This is a genomic window from Paraburkholderia sp. J11-2, assembly GCF_905220185.1.
Taxonomy (GTDB): domain Bacteria; phylum Pseudomonadota; class Gammaproteobacteria; order Burkholderiales; family Burkholderiaceae; genus Paraburkholderia.
On sequence record NZ_CAJMYY010000014.1, the window covers coordinates 16107 to 41743 of the forward strand.

Genomic DNA, 25637 nt, shown 5'->3' on the forward strand with positions numbered 1-25637 from the left:
GCCAACGAGGGATGTTGGTGCGAGCTGTATATGAAAGAGTCGATAGTTCGGTACCCACGTTTTGATGGACTGGCAGCGCCGGGGGGCAGCGCAAGGGCCCCAATGCCGGCTGGATACTGCCGCACGTCGGCCGCATACGGGAGTGGATGTTCGCAAGCACTTCACGCGTCGCCATATGACCGTTGTGCGTCCTGCGAGTCGCACAGTGTGCTTTCTCCGATCCTGAATTTAGCCAGTAGGGAGAATCCCCGGCAGCCGGCCATTCGACATCGATATGCGAGCTTTCCTATGATTGGACGCGTTTGCGCGTTTCAAACTTGCGATCTCCGCGTCCCGAACGGGGCGCCTTTTTTCCTGCACGCTTCCCCTGAAGACGGAGTCAACCATGCTCCACAATATACTGGCCGCCGCTCCGGCCATGATCCTGTGCCTGCTGTTGCAAGGCGTGGTGGTAGCCATCTGCCTGCGCCGGTACGCGCGCTTCCGGCGCAACGTCAAAAATCAAGACCTGCTATGGGTGGACGTTCTGCTATTGATAAGCGTGATGCTGCTGACCTTGCTCTGCAATTTCGCCCAAATGGCAATCTGGGCTGCGCTGTTCATGTTCCTGGGTGAGTTTTCCGATTTCGCCACTGCTCTGTATCACTCCGCGGTCAATTTCATCACGCTGGGCTACGGCGACATCGTCATGTCCAAGCAATGGCGCATGCTGGGCCCAATCGAAGCTGCCAACGGCATCCTTATGTTCGGAGTCTCGACCTCGGTGATGACGGCTGCGGTCATGGATGTGATTAAGTACCATCATGCCCGGCTGCAACAGGAGTAGCCACGAAAGCAAGCCTCAAGGCAACCGATGACATCAACGTGGCGATTTGTCGTGTCGCCGCGCCCCGCAGCACCAGTCGTCAACAGGGCAATCCGACCATGGTCCTATTCAACCGTGTGTGCAGCACGGCTATGCTTGCGCCGACTTTTCGAGTTTGCGGTGCAAGTGCGCCACGCGCAATGCACGCTGCTGGCACATCGGACTCAACCACCATCAGCAGGCGATTCGCTCACGGATGTCAGCCTGCACGTCCCTTTCGTGCTGACTCGTCACGTTGAGCGTATGAAAATTCCCTGCCCCAGTGCAATAGCTGGGGCGATCCCGTCCGACCGCATAGGGCAGCAGGCGGCCAAATGGCACCGCTCACCTGCGCAGTCGCGCAATCATGCGCGTGAGGTCCGCTCGCCTGAGCGGGCCTTCCTGCGTGAATGCGTTGGTCAAGCTGTTGACCAGAGCCGTCAGTCGCGCAGTGGACCACCCTCACGACGGTGCCGCTTTGCACGGCGCACAAGCATGTTCATGCTTTCGACGAATGCGGAGAATGCCATTGCCGCGTAGATATAGCCCTTCGGGACGTGCGAGCCGAATCCTTCGGCAATTAACGTCATACCGATCACCAGAAGAAAACTCAGTGCGAGCATCACAATAGTTGGATTGCGGTCGATGAAACGCGACAACGGACCGGCTGAAAACAGCATCGCGGCAACAGCCACGATCACAGCAACATACATGATTGCCACGTGCTCGGTCATCCCGACTGCTGTCACGATGCTATCGATGGAAAACACCAGATCCAGCATCAGGATCTGCGCAATGGCTGCTCGCTCGGTGAGCGCGGAAAGCGCGGCGCCACTCGACTGATCATCCTCATCTCCAGAGACGTTATGGTGGATCTCGCTCGTCGCCTTCCAGACAAGAAAGAGGCCCCCGCTCAGCAGGACGAGATCGCGCCAGGAAAAAGCATGGCCAAACAGCGAGAGTGCAGGCTGCGTCAAACGCGTAATCCATGCCACCGTGCCAAGCAGCGCCAGGCGCATCACGAGGGCAAGGCCGATGCCAATCCGCTGGGCCCTCGGGCGCTGCGTCACCGGCAACTTGTTGGTGAGAATCGAGATGAATACGAGGTTGTCGATGCCGAGCACGACTTCCATGACCACGAGCGTCACAAGTGCAATCCAGGCAGCGGGGTCGGAAACGAGGGTGACGAGGGAGTCCATGGCTACGAGATTCTCCGAAGAACGAGTATCACGTCTTGTTGGGCCGTCTGTTGATTGCAAGGCTCCTTGCACTCGGGGAGCCGACTATTGAGCATCACTTGGGGGAAGCGGTTCGCCACAGCGCCTGCAATACGCTGCATCCACTTCATGCCCTTCACTATGGCATCGCAGGCAGACGCGGGGATGCCGCCGTGGTTGGCGCGTCGCCGTCGCCACTTCGGCGCCAACCATGGCCGCCGGGAAGGCTATTACGCCATACCCCAGCAGTATGGCCAGCGAAGTGATGAATTGCCCGAGCGGCGTCTTCGGATGAATGTCACCGTAGCCTGTGGTGGTCATCGTAACCACCGCCCAGTACATGCTGACCGGGATGCTGGTGAATCCGTTCGATGGTCCCTCGACAAGATACATGACAGTGCCAAGAACCACGATCAGAATCAGCACGACGCCAAGGAATACCATGATCCTGTGCCGGCTCCTGACGAGTCCGCGCCAGAGAACCTGGGACTCGTTGAAGTAGAGAGGCAGCTTCACGATCCGGAAAATGCGCAGCATGCGCAACAACCTGACGTCGACAAGGACATGGAAGCCTGGCAAGAGTAAGCCAAGATAGGTTGGCAGGATCGACACGAGGTCAATGATGCCGAAGAAGCTCAGCGCGTAACGCAACGGACGCTCCACGCAGAGGAGCCGGAAAATGTATTCGGCGGTGAACAGGAGTGTAAAGAACCACTCCAGAAAATCGAGGACCACGAGCTCACGGGCGCGAACAGCCTCAACACTGTCCAACATAACGACTGCGACGCTGAATATGATTGCCGACAGCATCGCGGCATTGAAGCGGCGTGCGGCATCCGTCTCGGCATCAACCAGGATGGCATACATGCGCCGCCGCCAACCATGATCGGGTCTGCCAAAATCACGTTTAAGTGGGCGAACGACGTTCATGGTCGAGATCAAACCGCTGCGAGTGTGTACGCGACAGGCAACGAAACCGTCGCCACCAGTGCACGTACGAAGTAGCCGATCGCGAGCACAGTCAGCCGGCAGCGGTAATTAGACTTCATGTAGCGAAAAGCATGAAATATTACCGCTTATGGTGATTGCGTCTCGCCGTGCAATGAGTAACCGTGACGTGACTGCCGTCACAAGGTTCTGAATTGCATCTGAAAGCACGTCTCTCGCGCAATACAACAGCGCACCGTCAGCGGCCCATACGCCGGTCGTAGCTTTGCGAAACACGCTGGAGCAATGTGGGGTCTCCCTCGTCGCCCGAGTGGAACTGCACGACTACGCTACCGTCTGCTTGCTGGCGCACGCTCGCAGTCACGGTGGTGCCATCACGTCCACCGACGATGATTCCGCTGGCTGAATCCTGGGTCGTGATGGTTAGTCCTTCGTCGCGCATTGCGCCGGACGCGGCGGCAAAGGACCGGTCGAAACTGGCCGGGATCATGACGACGGTTCCGGCTGGCGCCACGTAGTAAGGGCATCCCGTGAGAAGCACGAAAGAACCAAGGAGGCTGACATTCAGAAGGCGCTTAAGAGCCGTCTGGCCGCCTATCGCTGGACCTTTTCGCATGATGCCCGCGCCGACGGTGCGAGATTGCCGCTTGCCACATGTGAGACTCATTGCATTCTCCCCTCGACGAAAAATGCATCGAGTGGATCTACGTCAATGCTGCGGTTCGCCATCGCCGCGTCGCTTGTACGTCTCATCGGCGCTCTCCCCGAGGGGCGTGCCCCGCGAGCCAGGCTGGTCATCGGGGCTGTGTGATGCGAAGTTGGGGGCTGCGGCTCTACCCCGGCCGTCGGGACCCGGAACGCGAGTAACGCGACACGTCCGGAAAAGGCCGCAACCGGACTCGTGAGGCCGTTGGACCGTGGACGCATCGCAACCTCGATCGAAGTAGCGGACATCCAGATTAGAGCCACTCGATCGACGGTGATATCGGACCTTCGTCCGATAGCCAGGCGCCACGAAACTGACTCTGAGCCCCGACGCTTTGGGTAACGATCCGTTGCTCAAGCACGACGTATGGAGTGAACGGCCATGCAGGAAAAGAGCCGCCAATCTAGCGCCCAGGAGTGCAGCTACCGTACTGGGAGCTAGATTCCGCACAGCATTGGTTGCGCGCCAAGGAAGCCGCCATTCCCGAGTCGACTGTATGTATCACCGGATGGCTCGACGCGGCAATACGCGTGAAGGGTCCCGCCGCCGGATCGCCTCCATCGGGCTTGACGATACTGCGTACGGCACGCACGCGATGCGTCGCACAAAAACGCCATTGATATACCGCCGAACAGGGAAACTTCGCGCGTTGCAGTGACTGCCATGCTCGCCGCACGGAGGTTTGCCGCCATCAGGCGTACGTCTGCTCTTTTCCGGAAACGCGCGCATCATGAGCAATGTACGTGGCCGCGCGCAGACATCTGGACGGTCGAGAGTCGCCGCGGGGCATAGGAGGACACCATGTCTTTCGCACCTATGTTCAGGCCGCCTTCAGCGGTCGCGCGCGGATATTTTCGAGTCGATCGGAACCGGCCACGACAGGCACGGGTCAGCCTGAAGAACACCGGTCGGCGCTCATGGCGGCGGCTGCGCTATCGCCGCACCGGCAAAGTAGCGGGCCCGTCGTTCGGCTACGCCATGATGTGAACGCCGCCGTCTACGTAAAGCGTCTCACCGGACAGTCGTCGTGCATAGGGCGTCGCGAGAAACGCACAGGTATAGCCGACGTCCATGATATCCACCAGTTCGCCAAGCGGTGCACGTTCTGCCGCTTGCGTCAGCAGCAGATCGAAGTCCTTCAAACCGGATGCGGCTCGGGTTTTCAGCGGTCCCGGTGAGATGGCGTGCACACGAATCTGCTGCGGACCCAGCTCAAACGCAAGATAACGCGCGCATGCCTCCAGTGCCGCCTTGACCGGCCCCATTACGTTGTAGTTGGGCACCACCTTGTTCGCACCGTAGTAGCTCATCGCAAACATGGAGCCGCCGTTCTTCATGAGTGGCGCGGCGAGCCGGGCCATCCGCACGAATGAATGGCATGAAACGTCCATGGCTGCTGCAAATCCATCAGCGGAGCAGTTGAGCAGCCCGCCCTGCAAATCGCTCTTCGGCGCCCATGCAACGGAATGCACGAGTATGTCGAGTTGGCCCCATTCATTCGCGATGCGCGCGAATACCGCCTCCAGCTCATTTTGTTGTGAAACGTTCAGCGGCATGAAAACGGGCGCCTCGAGATGTTTTGCCAGTGGCTCGACGTAAGACCTCGCCTTCTCGTCGGCATAAGTGATCGCGAGATCCGCGCCCAGTTCATGGAACGCCTGGGCGCAGCCGTAAGCGATCGAATGCTCGTTGGCGATACCCGTGACCAGCGCCTTTTTTCCCTTCAGGACCGGATGTTCAGTGCTCAGGCTCATCTGTCTCCTCCCTTCGCAATCGGGCAGATTCACGCAATGCCCGCCACCTCCCGCGTGTGGCGGGCGATCATCAGTTCTTCATTGGTCGGGACAACCCATACGGCGACCTTGCTCGATGCGGTGCTGATGCAGGGGCCGCCGGCCGCGTTCGCGCCGCTGTCGATTTCCACTCCGCACCAGCGCGCCTGTTCGCAAGCCCGGTGCCGGATCTCAGGCGAGTGCTCGCCGATGCCCGCTGTAAAGACCAGTGCGTCGAGCCCCTGCAGCGCGGCGGCGAGCGACCCGAGCTCGCGTGCGATTCGATACGCGTACAGCTCGATGGCGAAGGCCGCACGCGCGTCGTCACTTGCAAGCAGCGCGCGCATGTCGCCCGATATGCCCGATACGCCCAGCAGCCCCGAGCGGCGGTAGAGCAAGTCCTCGACGCCCCGCGTATCCATTTTTAGCTCATCGAGCAGATAGAGGATCACGCCGGGATCGAGATTGCCGCTACGCGTGCCCATGGGCAATCCATCGACCGCGGTAAAGCCCATCGTGCTCGCGACACTCCGGCCTGCGTCCATCGCACACATGCTGGCGCCATTGCCGAGGTGCGCCACGACGGTACGGCCCTTCGCTGCATCGGGAGCAACGTCGGGCAGCGTTCGTGCGATGTACTCATAGGAAAGGCCGTGGAAGCCATATCGCCGCACACCTTTCTGCGTCAACGCGGCCGGCAGCGCAAACGTCGAAGCGAGTGCAGGCTGTGTAGCGTGAAATGCCGTGTCGAAACACGCGACCTGTGGCAAGTCCGGGTTGCGCTCGGCGATGACACGAATCGGTCTCAGGTTGTGCGGCTGATGCAGCGGAGCGAGCGGCGTGAGCTTGGCGAGTTCATCCAGCACATCTGGCGTGACGGCCACGGGTTTCGAGTACGCCTGCCCCCCATGAACCACACGATGCCCGACTGCAACGACCTGGTTGCCGTCACGATGGCTGCGCAGAAACTGGGCGATGTAGACGACCGCCTCTTCATGCTCGAGGCTCGCGCCCCAATCCTCCTCTCCGGTTTGATTGCCCTTCCCGTCGAATGCGGCGAAATGCGGCGCCGAAAGCAGGCCTTCCATCTGGCCGCGCATGATGAGCGCCAGGTCCTCCGACTGGGCATCGAATGCGCTGAACTTGATGCTCGAAGAACCGGCGTTGAGAACGAGTATGACGTCGGCCATGGCGTCACCCCTTTACCCACGCATGTTCCCTGCGCTTCGCGGCCACGAGCGACGCCACGGCACACGAGGCAAGCCGCGTGACAACGGAATCCGCGCGGCTCGTCAGGATGACCGGCACCCTCGCGCCAAGCACAATGCCGGCTGCGTCCGCTCCAGCGAGGAAGGACAGACTCTTGGCCAGCATGTTGCCCGCCTCGAGGTCGGGCACCAGGAGCACATTCGCGCGTCCCGCCACCGGTGAATCGATACCCTTGATCCGCGCGGCTTCGGGATCGATGGCATTGTCGAGCGCCAGTGGGCCGTCGACCAGCGCGCCGGTTATCTGGCGGCGGTCGACCATCTTGCACAAGGCAGCGGCTTCCACTGTGGATGGCACCTTGGGATTGACCGTCTCCATCGCCGAAAGGATTGCCACCCGCACTTCGGGCAGCCGCAGCGCGTGCCCCAGATCGATCGCGTTCTGCAGAATGTCACCCTTCTCGGCGAGCGTGGGCGCGATGTTGATCGCAGCGTCGGTGATGATCAGCGCGCTCTCGTGGCGCGGCACATCCATAACGAAGCAATGGCTCACGCGGCGTTCCGTTCTCAGGCCGCCATCGCGGCTCACCACTGCGCCCATGAGTTCGTCCGTGTGCAGGCTGCCTTTCATCAGCGCTTCGGCGCGCCCTTCGCGCACCAGTTCGACCGCCCTTGCCGCCGCGGCATGACTGTGTGGTGCGTCCTCGATCGCGCAGCCGGCAATGTCCAGGTGCTCGCGCGCGGCGATCTCTTCGATGCGTTCGCGCGGCCCCACGAGGATCGGGGCGATCAGGCCAAGTTCCTTCGCCTGCAGCGCGCCTTCGAGAGAACTTCGATCGCAGGGATGCACGACCGCGGTGGCCAGCGGCGGTAAGGACCGGCAAACGGCGATCAGCGCCTCATACTTCTCGTGTTCGCGATTCACGATGCCTCCTTGAGTCCGGGTGCCAGGCGGGAGGGCGGTGCTTCCGAAACCTGATGCACCGACGCCGCTGACCGTGGCGCGGTTGCACGCTCCAACGGCAGGCAAGCGCGGATCGAATCGAGCATGCTGAGCTGGGCTGGGGTCGGCTCCGTTGCCTGAACGCGCCTGTCAGCGAGAAGCTTTTCAGCCAGTTCCAGCAGCTTCTCCCGGTCTTTCCGGTCTCTTAGCAGATTCGGGAGCGTGGCCAGCGCCTGATCCGGCTCGTAATGCACGATGATTTCCTGCTCACCGCGCACACGCCTCCATTGGTCGCCTGGAAGCTGGGGCAGATAGGCGGCATAGTCCTTTGCGAGTTCATGCCGCAGGTTCAGCCGCGCCAACGGAAGCGGCTCGCCGTGACGAGCGAGCAGGCAAGCGGCGCGAGCAAGCGCCTCTGTGTAGCCGCCCTCGTTGATCGACGCCAACGCATCCCTCACGAAGGGCAGATCACGCCGATCTCCAGATGCCTCTGCGGTTTTCGCTTGCGCTTGCTCACTTTGATCGGCGGAGAACAGATTCCCGTAGAGAGAAAAGAATGCGCCTTCAGTCATGGCGTCGCGCATCGCGCGATAGAAGTCGAGCGATGCACTGATCATTGCCGAGCCATAGTGCTCGAACTCCCTCAACCGGGTGTCCTCGTGGGCTTGCGCATGCCGTCTCGCCCTGACCGCTTCCGCCGTTGGCCCAAGCCACGAGAGCCACGGGTTCATGTCCGAAAACATCCAGCGTTGCGCGCGCAGTGGATGGAACTGCCGCTGCAGGTTTGCTGTCGCGTCGTTCGACACGGCGCGTACCCAGGGTTGCAGGAATAGCTCATACGCGCGCTGATTCAACTCCGATACGCGCTTGACGGCCTCGAACGGCTGCTCGTCAATGCGCTCGAACCGGTTCAGCCGCGCGGCGATATCTTCGAGCCAATACTCCTGGAATGAGACGTCATACTCCGTCTTGCCGTCCTCGCCGGTGTGCTCGGCGATATGCATCCCGTAGAGACCGGGCGGGAACGCCTCGATCGCTTCGAGCACGGATGCGATCTCACGGTGTTCCTTCTTCGCGACCTTGCCCGAAACAAAAATGCCGAGATGGCCGATGCTCTGGTGCACGAGCCCGACAATCACCTGACCGCGCGCCTTGATCTCCTCCGTGCTTCCGTAGATGTCGGCGACCCAGTTGAATGCCTGCTGGGGCGGCGTGATGTTGTCGCCAAGCGACGCGAACAGGATGATCGGCGACTTGATCTGCCGTAGATCGAACGCCGCTCCATCAAGACCCCGAACCTCGCCCGACCACAGCTTGTTACCGACGAACAGGTTGCGCGTGATCCATTCGATCTCCTCACGGTTCATCAAGTAGTAGCCGCCCCACCAGCGCTCGAAATCAAGGAAGCGCGGTGGCTCCGTATCGATGTTGTCGAACAGGTGATAGTACTTGTCCCAGAGGCTGTTGGCGGGGTTGAGATTCTCGAAGTTCTGCACGAGATGTGCGCCGTCGAACTTGCCGTTGCCGAGATCCGCAGTCAGCGACGCGAGCCAGGTGCCGCCCAGCATCCCGCCGGAGTAGCGCATGGGATTGTCGCCCTCACCTTCGCTCCATGCGCCGCTCCAGTATGACATCGGAGCGCCATTGATGACGAGCGGCCCCGTATGGTCCGGGTCGGAGCTTGCCAGCATCATCGCGGCCCAGCCGCCCTGGCAATTTCCGATGATTGCCGGTTTCGGGCTGTCTGGATGCAGTTCGCATACCTTTCTGATGAACTGTTCTTCGGCCGCGCAAACGTCGAGCAACGTCTGGCCAGGCTCAGGGTCGCGAAAGAAGATGATGAAATACACAGGGTGGCCAGCTTTGAGCGCAACTCCCGCCTGCGAATCGTCCTTGAAGCCGCCTATGCCGGGACCGTGGCCCGCACGAGGGTCGATGATCACATAGGGACGCTTGCTAACGTCGATGACCACGCCATCGGGAGGTAGCAGACGCACGAGCGCATAGTTGACTGGCCGAGGCAGCCTCCGACCATCGACCACGAGTTCATGACCGAAATGCAAGACCGGTTGAAGACCCTCGCGCGCCTGATCGACGAAAGCATTTCCGCGCTGGCGCAGGGTGTCCCAGAAGAGGACGGAACGCTCGGCCACATCCACTGCGTAGCGGTAGCCGGCCCAGGGGTCCAACGCCGTTGTCCATGCCGGATTGCCAGGCGCCGGCGCACCGTTGCCTCCGACTCGCCGCGCCGCATCCGCTAAACGCCGATTGAATTGCGAGCGCGCGACTTCGGAACGCTTTGCGAAAAGCCGGGCAACCCTGCTACCGACTTCCTGGCAACGTGCGTACTTATGGGCTACGTCTGTCATGGCATCACCTAGTCATTAGCGAACGAATGGGAAAAGACACGCCCTCTACCTTGAAGGTACAGGCAGACACAGGCGTCTGCGACGTGCTTGGAATGAGATGATCGGGGCGAGTCTCTCCTCAAACAGGCAAGCTATCTAAAGCAAATCTTCGGGAAGACAAGTCGTGATACCAAGCGACGACCCGAAAACGAGCACAGCCACCTCTTGACGATACAATGAAAGGAATACTTATAAATATTTTCGACAATGATTTCGTTTCAGCCGATGCCCACATGCACATGGATACGATCTCTTAAAACACTGGCAGATGCACGTGACAGATTCGTTACGGGGTATCCGGACGTCAACTTCGTAGCAGGTAGCGGCCGTTCGAGCATCGGTTGAGGTCGATAAGTCCTGGGTCCGGGCGGTCACTTGCCGGGGATAAGCCGTCTAGCGCTAGCGTTCACGTTTTGAAACGGAAAGCATTGTCATTCACAGGAATTGAAAAAATGCGTGGGGGAACGACAACGACATATGGAGCAGTAAATTCTCTCGGTGTCCTCCCCTCTTGGTGTCCTCCCCACTATAGTTAAGTCGCGAGGTTAAAATCGTCGTTGCGGAAGAATGCTTCCCTGTGTAGAAGGCTACGAGAACCGTCAAAGGACGTTCGACATGAAAACGACCTGCATTGCTCTCGCTGCCGCTGCCACCGCGTGCGGCATGCTCGCCGCTTGCTCGGGGATGAGCCTTGATCCCAATGCCCTCGCGCAATCCGGCTCACAGGCATTTCAGGCCGCGTCGCTCACCGATGCGGATGTGCGCACGCTGTCCGACAAGTCGTGCGCACAGTTCGACTCGGAAAACCAGATCGCGGCCGCCGACAGCCCGTACACGCAGCGCCTGAACAAAATCGCCGCGCAACTTGGCAATAACATTAACGGCGTGCCCGTCAACTACAAGGTCTACATCACGAAGGACGTCAACGCGTGGGCGATGGCGAACGGCTGTGTACGCGTCTATAGCGGTCTGATGGACATGATGACGGACGACGAAGTGCGCGGCGTCGTCGGCCATGAGATGGGGCACGTCGCGCTCGGCCACACGAAGAAGGCGATGCAGGTCGCGTATTCGACGTCGGCGCTGCGCTCGGTGGCGACGTCGGCGGGCGGCATGACAGGCGCGATTTCTGCGTCGCAAATCGGCGACTTCTCCGAGAAACTGATCAACGCACAGTTCTCGCAATCGCAGGAAATGGCTGCGGACGACTATTCGTTCGATATCCAGAAGAAAAAGGGCTTGGATCCGTCCGGTCTCGTCACCGCGTTCAACAAACTCGCGAAATTTGACGGCGGCAAGTCGAGCATTCTGAGTTCGCACCCGGCGTCGGCGGCGCGCGCGCAACACATCCAGGAGCGGCTCGCGTCGAATAAGTAATGCGGCGGAAGGTGATCAGAATCTGGCGCTGTCGCGATATCCCGGCCGCGCCACTCGAAACCGGCCACGCCATGCGCATCGAAGACGTCGACCCAGTTCATTTCCGGCCGTTTGGAGCCGGGCCAGGCCTACTCGGCATCCGCGGCTTCGGTTGCGCCCTGGTCGTGGCCACTGCATGGCTTGGCGTTTCTTTTTGGTTGGCGCTGCCATGGGTGGCCGAACTTGCGGAAAAGATCGGCTCGGTATCCACGTGGCTGGTCGTCGGCGGCATTGCGCTGGCGCCAGGGTTCATGAACGCCTTTCAGACCGCGACCCTCCTGCAACGTCCGAGCGGTCGCTACCGCGAACCCACTGCCTACCCCGCCCTGACAGTCCTGATCGCGGCGTATAACGAGGCCGGCCAGATTGCCAATGCCTTGCACTCTCTTCTAAGCCAGAAGTACTCTGCACGATTGGACATCATTGTCATTGACGACGGTTCTCAGGATGGAACCGCAACGATCGTACGCGAGACTTTCCCGGAAGTACGTGTGATCGTTTCGGCATGTAACGCGGGCAAGGCAGCAGCTCTCAATCGTGGACTTGCAGTCGCGCACCATTCTCTGGTCGTTACCGTTGACGGCGACAGTTGGCTACACGCCGATGCGCTCCGCTATCTGGTGCTGGAGTACTTGAACGGACCGGCCAATACCGCAGCGGTCGCCGGGGCCGTATTCGTAGGCAATAGGGACAGGAGTTGGTCGTCTCGCGTCCAATACTGGGACTACTTGCACGGCATTGCGGCGACCAAACGAACGCAGGCCGCCTATGGCGGAACGCTGGTCGCCCAAGGTGCCATGTCACTGTACCGTACCGATCTGCTGCGAGAAATCGGAGGGTGGCCACAGAGCCTTGGCGAAGATATTGTCCTCACTTGGGCGTTGCTGTCCCGAGGATACGACGTCGGCTACGCCGAGCGGGCGCTCTGCTTCACCAACGTGCCGGAAACTTTCGGCGGCTTGCTACGGCAGCGGGCTCGCTGGGCGAGAGGCATGATCGAGGCTTTCCGTCATCACCCGGGCATTCTGCGCCAGCGCCGAATCACAACATTTCTTGTTGTCTGGAACCTGCTTTTCCCGTGGCAAGACCTGGTCTTTACCTTCGCGTTTATTCCGGGCCTGGTACTCGCACTGTTCGGCCATTACTGGTTGGTTGGTCCATTGACGCTGGCGCTGATCCCATCGGCCGGCTTTATCGGCTTCGTGATGTACCGGATGAGCGCAAAGGTCTTTCACCAGGCAGGCTGCAAGATAGCGTGGGATCCACTGGCGCTTGTCGTCTATACGCTGGCCTACGGACTCATCAATCATCCGGCCAGCTTGCGCGGCTACCTCGCCGAATTGTTCGGACAGGCGAAAACGTGGGGTACCAAATAATGGTCCTGCGTTTGCTGCCGGTGCTGCTCTTCGCGGTCGCAGCCAGCGCGGCCGCATACGATGAGGTGATTGACAAACGCCCGCCCGGACAGAGCCCAGACCTCTTCGAGTCGCCTGAGTATGCCCCCTTGGCCGGGATGACAACCGACTATTTCGGAACCCGCGATACGACGGGATTCGAACGGGATTCGCTCCGTCTTGGCGGAATGGTTCACTATGCATCCCGGTATGACTTTGTCAGCCTTGGCGTGTCTCGAGACGAATTCCGCCAGGGCGATTGGACTGGCATTGCTGACTCCGTTTTGATCGAAGGGCGGAAAGTCAATCAGCTTACGGCAGAAGGAATTACCGGCCGATTGGCGGTTACCACGACCGGGCATCCTCAATGGCACGGGGAGGTCACATGGAACGTACGCTTTGGAGAGCGTGGCGGTGTCGAGCTTATTGCGAATCGCGACGCTGTGGAGAGCGAAGCAGCGGTCCAGAATGGCATCCTCTCCAATTTCCTTGCGGCAAGCTTCGACTACGCGCCCACCGAGCACCTGACGATGATAGCCATGCCGACCTGGCGCCGATTTACCGATGGCAACCAGCAGCTTGGCGGGCGAACCTGGCTGATCCTTTCCCCGGTGCCGGAGAGCGGGATCGGCATCGAACTGAAGGGGCAGGGCTTTCATGGAAGCGGACAATCGCAGCAGCTGTATTTCAGTCCCGAAGAATACCGGAAGGCGGAGGCAGGACTGCGCTTGCGGCGTTCGTTTGGCGATTGGCGGTTTTATGCGTATGCCCGGTTGGGCCACGAATGGATCGATCACGACATTGACAAGCCGACGGCAGAATTCGGAATCACTGCCAGGCGCACCTTCAGCAATGGCATCACTGCAGCAGTGCAGTTCGCCTACAGCCGAAGCTCCTATTCGGATGCAGTCCAGAATCTCAACGAGAATTACGGGTGGCGCATGTTGAGAATCGTCGTCGTATTGCCACTCGATCGCCTTTTCGCGTCTTCTCAGTTACCCAATTGAATTCTCGCCGTCGCAGCACGCGCGCCAGGTCTCTTTTTTCCCCCGGCTGCCCCCCCCGGGCCCAACGTCGGTCACTGGACGGCCGGAGATGCCTGGAAGCTGACGTTGAGGCAGGACTGAAAGACTGCGATGGGTCGGCTCTCGCCGCCAGTCACACCTGCGACAAGACCAGTGCCGATACGCTTGCGTCGGCGCGTTTCGACACGTCGCATCCGGCAAATCACTGGCGCCAATGGCTGAGCAGCGGAGATCATGCGCACGCTGCCTGCTACCTTGCAAAGCCGCTGGGACAGCACTTTACGGCGCCCAGAGATTCCTTCACTGGAATACAGCGCTCCAAGGCCGCCGCACTCCTCCAGGCTCTGCGGCTTTAGCACTCAGACTCAAGTCTCGAATCTTGGGAGATAACCCTTCATCGGTCGGATCAGCCCCATCTTCGTACCGACTTGACTGCGATACCGATACTTTGACCACTCGAACACTAAAGTTTCAAGCCAGACTGCCGTAAGGCCGGTTTGGTTTCAGGCGCTAAAACGTGCGGAGTGATATGAACAAGAGTATGAGAATTCTGGTGGTGGATGACTTTCCGACGATGCGCCGAATTGTCCGCACCATGTTGAGGGATCTGGGTTATACGAACGTCCATGAGGCGGAGGACGGCGTGATGGGGCTTGCGCATCTGCGTGCGAGCCCCTTCGATTTCGTGATTACCGACTGGAACATGCCTAACCTCAACGGGCTTGAGATGCTGAAGGAGATTCGCGCAGATGCAAGTCTTGCACATCTTCCGGTGCTGATGGTCACCGCCGAGTCGAAGAAGGAAAACATCATCGCAGCGGCTCAGGCCGGTGCGAACGGCTACATAGTCAAGCCGTTTCCCGCGTCCCTCCTGGACGAGAAGCTGAGCCGAATTGTCGAGAAAATGGGCAAGACTGGAAAGTGAAATGAATGAGCGTTAAGGCCTGCCATTGGCCGCAGGAATGTGCATGCCACCGCACATGTCGGCAGGCGTCGAATAAACCTTAACGGAACGTGCCGGCTGCATCGGACAGGACGCGGCCACTTACGGTCGTTCAGTCAGACTGCGTGCGCTTTGCTGGAGCGTCGCTAGTAGACCGGTAAAGCGACAACCAAAGTGCTGCGATTGACAAAGCGCGACAGACTACACGCAACCTGAGGACATGCTCATTGCAGCCGTAACGTTCAAGTTGCATGCCGGTGATACGCAATACGTGCGCACTTCTATCAGCATGGGCCTTCTGGTTGGACATATCACGCCAACCCTGGAGGACCCGGAAACCGGGCCTCACGCAGTCGGGCAGCTTAAATAAACCGATGCTCCGACGACTACAGCCGCGCAATTAAGCTCTTGAATTGAACAAAACGAATGACAACGTGGGTGGCACGCCACGCACCGGAATACGAGCTTCCGGCATGCGGCCTGTGGGTATTCGGCCAACCACTGAAGAAGACTGGGAGATCTTGAAAGGGATCTTCCTTGCTGCGCTGTCTGACAGTCCAACGGCGTTCGGTTTGCGTTACGCCACAGCGGCCGCGTATAGCGAGCAGCAATGGCGCGACTGCGCGTCAGCTCAAACGCAACCACTATACCTGGTAGCCTTGGAGCAAGGACATGCAGTCGGACTGATCGGAGACGGGATAACCCGTTCGCACGAATACCACTTGATTGCCATGTGGGTTCATCCGAAGCGGCGAGGCATGGGAATTGGGGGCCGTCTCGTCAATGCAATCCAGGCGCGCGCGATTGAACGCGGATATAGAAGAGTCGTATTGAGAGTCTCGCCAGAAAACGGCCGCGCTGCGGACCTCTATAGAAGGCATGGTTTTATATTCTTGCCGGAATGGGAAACACTCGCCGGTCAACCCGCGATCAACCTGCAAAAAATGGAATGGAGTAGCAGTCGCTGACTGCCATTACGATTCCGCTGGGAGCTTGATCGACCGTGTTCGGGTTGCTCAAGAGTCCGCTCAGGGTCGACTCACGCTTTTTGCATGAAGGCATCGGTCGTGATGCCACTATTCGATGGCTGCGCCGGCGTCGCTCAACGTTCGCGCGGTAGTCACGTGGCGAACCTCGTCTGCAACCTCATCCCACCAAGCCGCTCCTTCGCCGTCCACCGCGCTCGGGTCGATCGCCTTGCGATAGATCGCCTTCGCATTGTTAATGCGTTGGCAAATCGTCACCCTCTCGTCCCGAAGCGCGGGTCGACGAACATGCTGCGCAGTGCTGTGCTCTTTCCAGCATTGGAATCGCCTACTACGATCAGCATTCGCTCTAACTGTGGCAATTGACAGAGTGGTTTGTTCACCTGTTGTTTTCTGTTATCAGTGGTCGGTCGACGGTAATCGGGTCGCATTGGCGGTTCTCACTCGCCATTCACTATCGCCGCATCTGAACTGCTGCATCCAGACCTGCTTGAGCTCGTCCCCATCAACCACATCGGCGGCTACGATGACCCGCTTTTCGTAATGACCCAAGCAGCTGACAGTGATCGCACGCGAGGCAATGGCGTCACCCTCGAAGCGAAGCGCAGCAATCTCGACGAGCGGCTCTTCCTTCTCATTTCCCGCGTAGCCCTTCGATGCCCCGCGCACCGTAAGATCGTCAAACCATCGAACAGTCCAACTGCCGTCAGTTGCCCTTCGTTCGAGGACCACGTCACGAGACCACCAAGCTGCCTCGTGCGAGAGCTTCTGCTCCGGCTCTACCGGTTGCTCAGCCACCGCGGGACCTGCAGTCAAGACTGAGGCGAGCATAACCGCTCCAACAACCGATGCCTTCATCTTTCTTCTCGTTGTCCGTTGCAAGTGCGTTGATTACCCGTGAATCATTTTGCGAGGTCCGTGTTGTTGCGGCTGAATGGCGGCGAAGACGTGCGCCTCCTTCTGTAGCGCCGTCAGAATCTCAACGGTCTGGGCATACAGGTCGAGGCCAGCAACATGCACGAAAGTCTCATGCGAGCGCCCGATCGACGCAATCTGCTCTGAGCACACAAATACAGTTTCGCGGGCATCCCCCGCAATGACCGTGTCCTGAAGGATCTGCAACTGGTGAATGATCCGACCGAGGAATATGACTCCCTCGCTCTTTTGGGGAAGCGTCACTGATAAGCGTTCCAGGTCGTCAATCGTTTGACGCAGCAGCGATAAAGTCGCCCGATCCATTCTCGTCTTCTCCTTGTTTTTTTCCTCTTTCCGCGGTTGGTCGCTACAAAAAGTACCACTGGCAAATCTCCGAGATCCGTTGCCTTCTCTCGCCCAACCCTTCTTTATCGGCATCTGCGCACGAGTCTGTAGATCCAAACGACGAACCTTGTCAAAATCATGCAAAACGCATTCACGAGGATAGGTTCAGCGCGGCGACGACTCGCCACATTGTCCCGTGCGAAAACGCCCGTTACACCTCCTGGGCCGCCGGCACATGTTGACCGTACGCCGCCGAGGCCAGGCTATTCCACCTGTCCGAACCCCCATACTCGGGCGGGTCGCCTTCGGCCGCCCCATCAGGCAGTCGTCGGCGAAGACCCGCCGTTCGCCTGCATCCTCGGTCGGACGTTCAGGCCCAGCGTCAGGCGCAAGCGCGAAGAAATCTTTGTGAACTTTCCACCTTCAAGTCGCCGGGCCGCCCTGGATTCACCGACTTTCTCGGCACATCAATAGGCACTAAAAGACAGCGATCAGCGATGTTGCAATAAATTTTCTACCATAGGCGCATTAGCTATGGAAACGTTGCTACTCGCGCGCACCCGGCAATTGAGACCGGCGGAAGCGATGCTGGCATACGACGATCGCCTGTTGGATACCGGCGCTGTAACACGTGGCCCGCCCGCCATGGACGGCAAGGGAGTCGAGATGTCTCACGAACTCTACATCCAGGCACTTAGCGCGATGTTCCTGTTCTGGAATGGGGCGCGCATCCTCACGTACCTTCCGACGATCGGCAAACTCCTCGCGAGGGAAGCAGACATGCGCAGCCACAGTCTGTTGAGCTGGGGCTGCTGGGCTTTCAGCAATGGCACATTCGCACTCATGCTCCTCGAAATGAGCCGGGGAATCCCGAATGGGATGTTTTGGATGAATCTGGCCAATACGCTGATGTGCGTCATTGTTTCGCTCATCATCCTGTTCAGGCGGTTTCCGCGCCTGCACACAGGTGCAAGTAAGGTCTATCGAAACATCAGACAAAATGAGTGGAAACCCGAAGCCGTGTCTGGACAGTTGGGGCTGCTGCATCTAGGCGGACGCAGCCTGGCTGGGGGCGCCAATCTTGCGGTTGATCCTGTCCCCACTACACCGCCTATGCGACTCGGACGCCTTGCACTTTGGGTTGCGCCGGCGAGCGTAGTGGCGTTCGGGGCCGCGGGTGCCGTCACGTATGATCTCTGGTCCGACCATGATCAGAACGCTGGCGTCGAATCAAACGCAAGCGCACGACAGGCGTTCGGGATAATCAGACCGGCATCGCCGATCCCACAAGGGTCTTCGTCCGCTCAGGTCTCGCCAGCAACAGCAGTTCCTGCTCGCGCAACCGCAATCGCTCGTGCGGAACTCGCCCCACCTACGCCTTCCACTTCGCCTGGCCGCAGCGCGGCACCTTCCCGCGACGGTGCTGCACCGCGGATGGCCACAGGGCGAGTGGGTAAGGCCGGCAACGTCGCGGCCCAAAATCGCGGGCATTGGGCGTCGCGCTTTATGACAAGCTTGCGGCAAGCGCTCGGCATCCCCCGATCAACATCGCCAAAGCGACAGACACTTGCGTCCGGCCATGGCGCACCACCAAGGTCGGCCTCTGCTCGTGGAACTGCGGTTGGCCGTGCTGAGATCGTCAGGCGTGTCCCTTCCCCTCCGTTCAATCACGGCGCTGCACAACGCCGGGATTTCCCGGCACCGCGCGTCGCCACAGGTTGGCCCGGTACCGCGGACGATTTCGCCACGCAAAATCGCCGCCGTTCGGTGCAACAGGTTCCCGTCGATGAAGCGCGGCCAGGCGACGTCGTCGAAGCGGCCCCGGTCGTGTACGCTGCGCCTCCCGGTGTGTACGTGGGGCCTCCGGTTGTGTACGCGCAAGCGCCCGTCGCATACGGCCGCGGCTATGGGGGTGAGTACTGGGACCATCGGCAATGGCACGACAACGGCCGGCACAAGGGCTGGAAACATCGCCAGCATGATGATGCCGAAGACGATTAGTGCCTGTCACACGGCAAACCGCCTGCGTATTCACCAGCGGCCATCTGCCCTCCGCAATTTTTTTTGATGCGCCTTGTCCGTCAGCAAGGCGTGTGAGCGTCATTATGATGGCGGCACGATGTAATTCATCCGCCTCAACCCCATGACGGAGGCTCAAATGGAATACCTCTTGATGATCTATTCGCAAGAAAACGGCTGGAGCCAGATGACCGACAGTGAGCGGCAGCAAGGCGTCGCCGCTTATCACGCGTACACCGAATCGCTCCAGAAAGCGGGGGCGCTGGTGGGCGCCAACCGGCTGCAGCACACGAATACGGCCACGACAGTGCGGTTGGTCGACGGCAAGCCGCAAGTGCTCGACGGACCGTATTCCGATTCGAAGGAGCAACTCGCGGGCTACTACCTGATCGACGTGCCCAACCTGGACGCGGCGATGGCGTGGGCGTCGCGGTGTCCCGGCGCGGCTCACGGCATCATGGAAGTGCGCCCGGTCTGGACCGCTCCGTACGATGCGCCATCTGCTGCATGAGCCAGTCCGGCGGCGGCCGTCACGCTGACGCTGCCGCACATTCCATTGCCGAGGCAGTCGCGCGCCGCAGTTATGGCAAGCTCGTCGCGCTGTTGGCGATGCGTACGCGCGACGTCGCCGCGGCCGAGGACGCACTCGCCGACGCGTTTGCGGCGGCACTCGCGGACTGGCCGGAGCACGGCTGCCCCGCAAGCCCCGAAGCCTGGCTGATGACCGTTGCGCGCCGCCGGGCGATAGATGGCGCACGCCATCGCCATGTCGGCGACACAGTGGTGAACCAGCTCGCGATCCTCGCAGATGAGATCGACGAGTGTGAACCCGGCGCGTTGCCCGACCGGCGGCTCGCGCTGCTCTTCGCATGCACACACCCCGCACTCGAGGCCGCGATTCGCACGCCGCTGATGCTGCAGGTCGTGCTGGGCCTGGAAGCGAAGACGATTGCATCCGCGTTTCTGATGTCTCCCGCCGCCATGAGCAAGCGCCTCGTGCGCGCGAAGACCAAGATCCGCGAAGCGGGCATTCCGTTCAGCGTGCCCGAGCGTGAGGAACTGCCCGGCCGGCTCGACTCGGTGCTTGAAGCTGTCTATGCCGCGTATGCGGAAGGTTGGACGGACCCGGTCGGCGGCGATACCGAACGGCGCGATCTAGCCGACGAGGCGCTGTATCTTGCGCAATTGCTCGTCGAACTGCTGCCCGAGGAAGCCGAGACGCTGGGTCTGCTTGCGCTGATGCTGTTTGCGCAGGCGCGGCGCGATGCCCGACGCGATGCGGCCGGCGATTACGTGCCGCTGTCGGCTCAGGACCCGGCGACATGGAACGCACCGATGATCGACGCAGCCAACGCACTGCTGCGGCGCGCGAACGCGTTTAATTCAATCGGTCGCTTTCAACTCGAGGCCGCACTGCAGTCGGCACATGTGCATCGCTGCCGATCGCATTGCCCGAACTGGGACGAGATCGTGCAACTCTACGACGGGCTGCTCGCCATAGCAGCTTCGCCCGTGATCGCGGTGAACCGCGCACTCGCACTGGCGGAGCGCGACGGCGCACAGGCGGCGCTCGACGCGCTCGCGCCGTATGCGAACGATCCGCGGCTGACTGACTACCAGCCATACTGGGCGGCACGCGCCAATCTGCTCGCGCGCGCCGGCGCTACGACCGATGCGCTTGACGCGTACGATCTTGCAATCGGCCTCGAGCGCGATCCGGCGGTGCGCCGGTTCCTGCAGCGCAAGAAACTGGAGCTTGCATCTGCGAGCAGCTAGTAACGTGTGGCTATGCGAACGCCCGCAATGGAACGCTTGACACTACAGATCATGTTTGGAGTTTGAGCGGCCGCGCCGACTGTTTTCCCCGGCTTGCCCGCGCGTCTCCCGCGGACCGGCCAGGCGGTCTATCATAATGGTGCTGCATTCATCAGCGCAGGAGCCCATCATGATCTCCCATCCGTTGGCCGCGCCGACCGGCACCGCTCCCGACACCGCGCGCCCTTCCGCCGGCACGACTCGCCAGCCCGATCGCCCATCCGGTCCGACGGGCCTGCAAACTCCGGCTCCCGACGACCTGCCAGACGCCAACGCGGCCGAGCCCGAGGCTCACGAGCATCTCCCGTCCAGAAGCGACGACAACTGATTCGGCACCGCCGTGCCGAGGCGCCGTGGCGCGAGGCTCCGTCGCTTGGCGTGGGCCTGTAATATCCACCTGCAACACCCGCCCGCCACGTCCTCCCGCGAGGACCGGCGGGTTTCTGTTGGTGCTCCCCAACCGGACAATTTGCCCGGGTCAATCAGTGACAGCTTCAGGCGTGGGGCCGCAATCGGCGGGGAATTGCGCCCTCGGTCTTCGTGTATAAATGAGGCTACCCAAGACAAACGGAGCCCGCCGTGGCCGAAACCCCACCGTCCACCTCAAAGCCAGTTACCGAAGGTGCGCGCACTTCGGTCTCGCGTCCTGTCAGGCTTTGGGCCCTCTGCGGCGGCATCGGCCTTTTGCTCGTGAGCCTGCTGGTGATCTTCGCCCCTGATCGGGAAAAACTGGATGAACGGGCGCTGAGCGGCCTGGGATTTTTCACGGGCGCATGCGATGACCGTGGCGATTCAACTGCCACACCCGAGTCGGGATGCCTGGCATTGCGGGCAAAACCGACAGTGACAACGTCTCAGCTCGCCGCCGCGGTCCCCCACCTGGCCAAGCTTCACCTGAAACTCGAATTGAGTCTGGCGGGCAGCTCCGTTGATAACATCGACTCGCTGAAAGAGCTGGATGATGTGGTATCGCTCGACCTCACGGGCACGCCGGTCTGGAACATCGACGTGCTGAAGGGAATGCGTTCCCTGAAAAGACTCGTGATACACCGCACCCAGGTCCAGAACATCGATGCGCTTCGAGAATCGACCAGTCTCCAATTGCTCAATCTCTGGGACACCCGCGTTTCGAATCTCGAAGCACTGAGGGACTTGACTGAGTTGCGCCAACTCGACCTTCGGGATACGCAGGTTCGGGACCTCGAAGCGCTGGCGAAGCTACCTCGTCTGGAAGCACTCAAACTGGGTGGCGCGAGAAATGTCAGGGACATCGAGCCACTCGGTCAATTGACCACGTTGATAACGCTCGATCTCAACGAGACGCAAGTCGAGCACCTCGATCCCTTGAAGAATCTTCACGATCTTCAGGCGCTCTATCTCGCGAACACGTCTGTTCGTGACATCGATGTGCTGATGGGCATGCCACACCTGAAGACGCTCGTGCTCGACGGCTCCAAAGTCGAGAATATCGAGGCGGTGCGGGGATTGCGCGAGATGGAAACACTCGTTCTTGCCCGCACGCCAGTCACGAATATCGACGCCCTGAAAGGCCTGACTGGCCTGCAACGGCTCAATCTCTCCGACACCCGCGTCGAGAACATTGATGCGCTGAGCAATCTTACTGCCCTTCGAACACTCAATCTCTTTCGCACCGACGTTCAAGACATCGACGCGCTAAAGAGACTGAAGGGGCTACAAGAGCTCTATCTCGCGAATACGCCAGTCAAGGACGTCGACGTACTGAAAGGCCTGACCGGGCTGCGGGAGCTCGTTCTCTATGGTACCAAGGCCCGGAATGTCGATGAACTCAAAGCGGCCTTACCAAACACTCGAGTTGTATGGTGATCACCCGGTTTGCCCCGCTCGCACGACTCGAACTAAACTACGATCAAGACTTGTGTCGAATACCTGGGATATCTAAATGCATCAACATTGTTAGTGCACTCGGGCACTCTGGAGACCGGTCGATCAGCACGGCACCGGACTACGACGGGCCGCCCGCGACCACCCTGACCCTGCGCGATGTGTTGCGCTCCAGTCTCATGTACAGGTTCGCTGCCACGATACCGAAGACGATGTGAACGAACACGCTCGCCAGGTTGCGCCCCTCTGCGAACCACGGAAAAAGCCGTGTCATGCCGTAGAAATTAATAAGATAAACGGCTACAGCGAATGCGCCACCCGCCAGCGAAGCCATCCCCATGCTCGAGTCCAGGTCGAATGACGTCATGACCAGACCGAGGGCAAGTGCGAACACGATGGCAAGGGCAAAATGCACCACAAAGGCCGCGAGCACGATGCCAGGCGAGAATGCTTGCGGCGATTGCAATGCGCCTCGTCCCAGAATGATCGCGGCGACCATGCGTGGGGGCTCCAGCAGACTGCCGCCAGTCATCAGTGCCATCAGGACGACCCCTAACACCAGGAACACAGTGCCGGCGATGACGCCTGCCAGCACGGCGGCCCGACAGTCGAGCTGGCCGTGTGTGAAATGATGGAAATCCATGTGAAGGTGCACAATTTGTCTCCTGATTGATTCGGAGAAAACTTCAGCGAAAAACACCTTCAAATCAGGCGTGCTTCTCTCTGAATTCGTTGAGCGGCACAGGCTGCTTGAGCGGATCGAAGTCGGCCCACCGCCCTTGTTGCCAGCAGCCGGTCGCGCGTTCGATCGCCGCGCCTCCCGCATCGCGCAGCACCCGTGCGGCGTCCAACTGGCTGTCCGGCGACACGTGTACGGCCACCAGCACGCCGGATTCACGGGTTTCTTCGTTGCTGGCTTCGCGCGTGCGCACCATCGCGCCGACCAATGAGCCGATATACGCACTCACCCCCGTCGCGATCAGCGACACGATAAGCGGCGGCGAAAACACTGCGAAGACCCCGACGCCGACCAGAGCGCCAACCACTGCGCCAATCGTGATGCCTATCTCGGCACCCGCCGGCGCCTCCCTCGCGTTTGCGTCTGTGATGGTTTCGAATCCGTGCTGGCCGCACGGATTGACGAAAAACAGTGTGACGTCCTCTTCGACGAAGCCGGCAGTGATGACCCGTTGTGCCGCGTCTTCAGCTGCGGGGAACGTCGTAAAGCGTGCTGCGACGATGAGTGACATGTGGCCTCCATCCATCGTTGAGCGGCGGTTGCAGGCGTACCGCCCCACCTCACCCGCGCCGACCTATGTGCATGCGATGGCACGCGTCGCGACTATGGCGTGGTGCCGCGATCGGGTTCCATACCGTCCACGCTGAACCGTCCGCTATGGACCACTACGCCTTGCGGCTGTGGCGCAAATTGCCGCTCGCGAGCGAAAAAACGGTTGATTCACCTTGTCTCGTCGGTACGGCTATCGTCCTCATTGTGCAAGCGCGCAATCAGAATCGCGATAGGTCAACCTCCTCTATTTGAGGTAGGTGATTCGCCAGGTGTCGCGATGCATCGTGATGACTGTTCGCCGCTCGTGCGTAGCTTCGAGCGGCATGACTTCTTCAGGACGACGCAATGTGACCGTTCAATGGCAGTCTGCTCGCACGCTCGTTCGTCACGCAGCCACAGCGCAGCGTTGCTGCGTGCGACTCGCATCCTGCTAAAACGAAATGGGGCTTCGAATATTCCCGGCGTGTTGTGCGGTCCGCGAGAATGAGATGCGGTTGACCGCGCCGTCGAACGCACAAGCGTCGACGTCCGTCATTTCGCTGACAACGACGGATCGCATGACAGCCATGGAGACGTTCGTTGCCGTCGTCCCCCGTTTTTTCCATGATTCGATTCGCGCCCCGGCACATTAGCGCTCAGGCATGCAGCGAAGCGGCAATCCGCACCTTCACGGAGGCCACGCAATCCAGTGCCGTAGCCAGCACGGGATTTGGCGAAACTTCGCCGTAGTAGAGCCGCACAGTTTCAAGAAAGCGCGCGCCTTCGATCGGCAGGATGGCGAGCGTGCCGCGCCGTGCCACGGTCAACGGCATCAATGCGAGAAACGGATACAGGCCGAGCATCGTCTCGTTCGCCTGAATCGAAACCGACTGCACGCAGCCCGCCGGCAACTCGAGGCCGCCGCGTTGCATCCAGCGTTCGAGGGCGACGAAGGTGGGCGCCTCGCGCGGTGGCAGAATCCACGGCAAGCCAGCAAGATCGGCGCGCTTGACGGAACGCCGCGCCGCGAGCGGATGGTCGCGTCCGCACACGATCACGATAGGATCGTCCAGCAACGCGCGCGAGGCCAGCGCACCCACACCCTCCTGCGGTTCGGTGCGGCTCAGCACGATATCGAGGCTGCCCGCGGCGAGCATCAGGAATAGCCGGTCGCTCGTCGCTTCAAAAAACGACACGTTGACGTGGGGCGCGCGCTTTTTCAGTTCGAGCACGAGTTCGGGCGCGAACACTGGCAGCACGGTTGGCACCGCACCCACGGCAATGCGCCCCGAGAGTCCGCTCGTGAGCGCATCGACCTCGTAGCGCGCCCGCTCGATTTGATGAAACACCTCGCGTGCATGCCGCAGCAGCACGTCGCCCACCGCCGTGAAGCGCAACCGGTTGCCCACGCGCTCGAGCACCGGCGTGCCGATGCCCGCCTCCAGATCGGCGAGCTGCTTCGACACCGCAGGCTGCGTGAGATTCAGGCGCTCGGCCACGAGACGGATCTGCCCGACGCTGTCGAACAGCGTGAGCAGGCGCAAATGACTGAGTTTCAGTCCAGCCTCGAAGAATCGCTCGATCGGGTCCATGGTCGCTT

23 protein-coding genes and 1 pseudogene are annotated in these 25637 nt (G+C 60.4%); 12 read left to right on the forward strand and 12 right to left on the reverse strand.

Going from position 1 to position 25637, the window contains the following annotated elements; all coding sequences use genetic code 11:
• Nucleotides 1-385 precede the first annotated feature (385 nt).
• The gene (locus tag U5A57_RS20140; protein WP_321913430.1) at nt 386-826 is read left to right on the forward strand and encodes a potassium channel family protein; all 441 of its coding nucleotides are present in this window, start codon (nt 386-388) and stop codon (nt 824-826) included.
• A gap of 458 nt (nt 827-1284) precedes the next feature.
• Here U5A57_RS20140 and U5A57_RS20145 read toward each other — a convergent pair whose 3' ends face one another.
• The 3 genes from U5A57_RS20145 to U5A57_RS20155 all read right to left on the reverse strand — a co-directional run bounded on the left by U5A57_RS20145 (nt 1285) and on the right by U5A57_RS20155 (nt 3676).
• Nucleotides 1285-2043, reverse strand: a complete 759-nt coding sequence (locus tag U5A57_RS20145) for a TerC family protein (RefSeq protein WP_321913431.1) — start codon at nt 2041-2043, stop codon at nt 1285-1287.
• Nucleotides 2044-2127: 84 nt separating this feature from the next.
• Nucleotides 2128-2991: an ion transporter gene (locus tag U5A57_RS20150; RefSeq protein WP_321913432.1), complete on the reverse strand. Its 864-nt coding sequence runs from the start codon at nt 2989-2991 to the stop codon at nt 2128-2130.
• A gap of 256 nt (nt 2992-3247) precedes the next feature.
• Entirely contained in the window at nt 3248-3676 is a 429-nt protein-coding gene (locus U5A57_RS20155) for a hypothetical protein (RefSeq protein ID WP_321913433.1), read from the reverse strand.
• Nucleotides 3677-4195: 519 nt separating this feature from the next.
• Here U5A57_RS20155 and U5A57_RS20160 point away from each other — a divergent pair.
• Nucleotides 4196-4373: pseudogene (locus U5A57_RS20160) on the forward strand (integrase); the annotation flags it as partial.
• A 313-nt stretch (nt 4374-4686) separates the two neighbouring features.
• On the opposite strand, the gene fabI reads toward U5A57_RS20160, so the two are convergent.
• Genes fabI through U5A57_RS20180 form a run of 4 tightly spaced genes read right to left on the reverse strand, consistent with a single transcriptional unit; the run spans nt 4687 to nt 10007 of the window.
• On the reverse strand, nt 4687-5469 hold the full coding sequence (gene fabI / locus U5A57_RS20165) for an enoyl-ACP reductase FabI (RefSeq protein ID WP_321913434.1): 783 nt from the start codon (nt 5467-5469) through the stop codon (nt 4687-4689).
• A 29-nt stretch (nt 5470-5498) separates the two neighbouring features.
• A complete protein-coding gene (locus U5A57_RS20170) occupies nt 5499-6677 on the reverse strand; it encodes an acetate/propionate family kinase (protein WP_321913435.1) in 1179 nt (392 codons plus the stop codon).
• Nucleotides 6678-6681: 4 nt separating this feature from the next.
• Nucleotides 6682-7620, reverse strand: coding sequence for a phosphate acetyltransferase (locus tag U5A57_RS20175; RefSeq protein ID WP_321913436.1), 939 nt, complete (start codon nt 7618-7620; stop codon nt 6682-6684).
• Nucleotides 7617-10007 (reverse strand): DUF3141 domain-containing protein, encoded by a 2391-nt coding sequence (locus tag U5A57_RS20180; protein ID WP_321913437.1) that lies wholly within the window; start codon nt 10005-10007, stop codon nt 7617-7619. Before U5A57_RS20180 ends, U5A57_RS20175 begins: the two co-directional genes overlap by 4 nt.
• A 654-nt stretch (nt 10008-10661) precedes the next feature.
• Between U5A57_RS20180 and U5A57_RS20185 the strand changes: the two genes are divergently transcribed.
• The 5 genes from U5A57_RS20185 to U5A57_RS20205 all read left to right on the forward strand — a co-directional run bounded on the left by U5A57_RS20185 (nt 10662) and on the right by U5A57_RS20205 (nt 15792).
• Nucleotides 10662-11423 (forward strand): M48 family metallopeptidase, encoded by a 762-nt coding sequence (locus U5A57_RS20185; RefSeq protein ID WP_321913438.1) that lies wholly within the window; start codon nt 10662-10664, stop codon nt 11421-11423.
• A gap of 71 nt (nt 11424-11494) precedes the next feature.
• Nucleotides 11495-12838 (forward strand): glycosyltransferase, encoded by a 1344-nt coding sequence (locus tag U5A57_RS20190; RefSeq protein WP_321913439.1) that lies wholly within the window; start codon nt 11495-11497, stop codon nt 12836-12838.
• Entirely contained in the window at nt 12838-13863 is a 1026-nt protein-coding gene (locus U5A57_RS20195) for a hypothetical protein (RefSeq protein WP_321913440.1), read from the forward strand. Before U5A57_RS20190 ends, U5A57_RS20195 begins: the two co-directional genes overlap by 1 nt.
• 547 nt (nt 13864-14410) lie before the next feature.
• Nucleotides 14411-14806 (forward strand): chemotaxis response regulator CheY, encoded by a 396-nt coding sequence (gene cheY, locus U5A57_RS20200; protein ID WP_321913441.1) that lies wholly within the window; start codon nt 14411-14413, stop codon nt 14804-14806.
• 431 nt (nt 14807-15237) lie between these two features.
• On the forward strand, nt 15238-15792 hold the full coding sequence (locus U5A57_RS20205; RefSeq protein ID WP_321913442.1) for a GNAT family N-acetyltransferase: 555 nt from the start codon (nt 15238-15240) through the stop codon (nt 15790-15792).
• A gap of 417 nt (nt 15793-16209) precedes the next feature.
• On the opposite strand, the gene U5A57_RS20210 is transcribed toward U5A57_RS20205, so the two are convergent.
• Together U5A57_RS20210 and U5A57_RS20215 are read right to left on the reverse strand one after the other, a co-directional pair.
• A complete protein-coding gene (locus tag U5A57_RS20210; protein WP_321913443.1) occupies nt 16210-16668 on the reverse strand; it encodes a hypothetical protein in 459 nt (152 codons plus the stop codon).
• A gap of 33 nt (nt 16669-16701) precedes the next feature.
• Nucleotides 16702-17049, reverse strand: coding sequence for a hypothetical protein (locus U5A57_RS20215; protein WP_321913444.1), 348 nt, complete (start codon nt 17047-17049; stop codon nt 16702-16704).
• A gap of 555 nt (nt 17050-17604) precedes the next feature.
• Between U5A57_RS20215 and U5A57_RS20220 the strand changes: the two genes are divergently transcribed.
• The 5 genes from U5A57_RS20220 to U5A57_RS20240 all read left to right on the forward strand — a co-directional run bounded on the left by U5A57_RS20220 (nt 17605) and on the right by U5A57_RS20240 (nt 22749).
• Nucleotides 17605-19071 carry a hypothetical protein gene (locus tag U5A57_RS20220; RefSeq protein WP_321913445.1) on the forward strand — a complete coding sequence of 489 codons (1467 nt, stop codon included), beginning with the start codon at nt 17605-17607 and terminating at the stop codon, nt 19069-19071.
• Between the two features lie 157 nt (nt 19072-19228).
• Nucleotides 19229-19600: a YciI family protein gene (locus U5A57_RS20225; RefSeq protein ID WP_321913446.1), complete on the forward strand. Its 372-nt coding sequence runs from the start codon at nt 19229-19231 to the stop codon at nt 19598-19600.
• A complete protein-coding gene (locus U5A57_RS20230) occupies nt 19597-20865 on the forward strand; it encodes an RNA polymerase sigma factor (RefSeq protein WP_321913447.1) in 1269 nt (422 codons plus the stop codon). The genes U5A57_RS20225 and U5A57_RS20230 overlap by 4 nt, the downstream gene beginning before the upstream one ends.
• 169 nt (nt 20866-21034) lie before the next feature.
• Nucleotides 21035-21232: a hypothetical protein gene (locus U5A57_RS20235; protein WP_321913448.1), complete on the forward strand. Its 198-nt coding sequence runs from the start codon at nt 21035-21037 to the stop codon at nt 21230-21232.
• Between the two features lie 251 nt (nt 21233-21483).
• Entirely contained in the window at nt 21484-22749 is a 1266-nt protein-coding gene (locus tag U5A57_RS20240; protein ID WP_321913449.1) for a leucine-rich repeat domain-containing protein, read from the forward strand.
• Nucleotides 22750-22888: 139 nt separating this feature from the next.
• On the opposite strand, the gene U5A57_RS20245 is transcribed toward U5A57_RS20240, so the two are convergent.
• The 3 genes from U5A57_RS20245 to U5A57_RS20255 all read right to left on the reverse strand — a co-directional run bounded on the left by U5A57_RS20245 (nt 22889) and on the right by U5A57_RS20255 (nt 25629).
• A complete protein-coding gene (locus U5A57_RS20245; protein ID WP_321913450.1) occupies nt 22889-23410 on the reverse strand; it encodes a hypothetical protein in 522 nt (173 codons plus the stop codon).
• 64 nt (nt 23411-23474) lie between these two features.
• The gene (locus U5A57_RS20250) at nt 23475-24017 is read right to left on the reverse strand and encodes a glycine zipper domain-containing protein (protein WP_321913656.1); all 543 of its coding nucleotides are present in this window, start codon (nt 24015-24017) and stop codon (nt 23475-23477) included.
• 676 nt (nt 24018-24693) lie between these two features.
• Nucleotides 24694-25629 carry a LysR family transcriptional regulator gene (locus U5A57_RS20255; protein WP_321913451.1) on the reverse strand — a complete coding sequence of 312 codons (936 nt, stop codon included), beginning with the start codon at nt 25627-25629 and terminating at the stop codon, nt 24694-24696.
• Nucleotides 25630-25637: the final 8 nt, after the last annotated feature.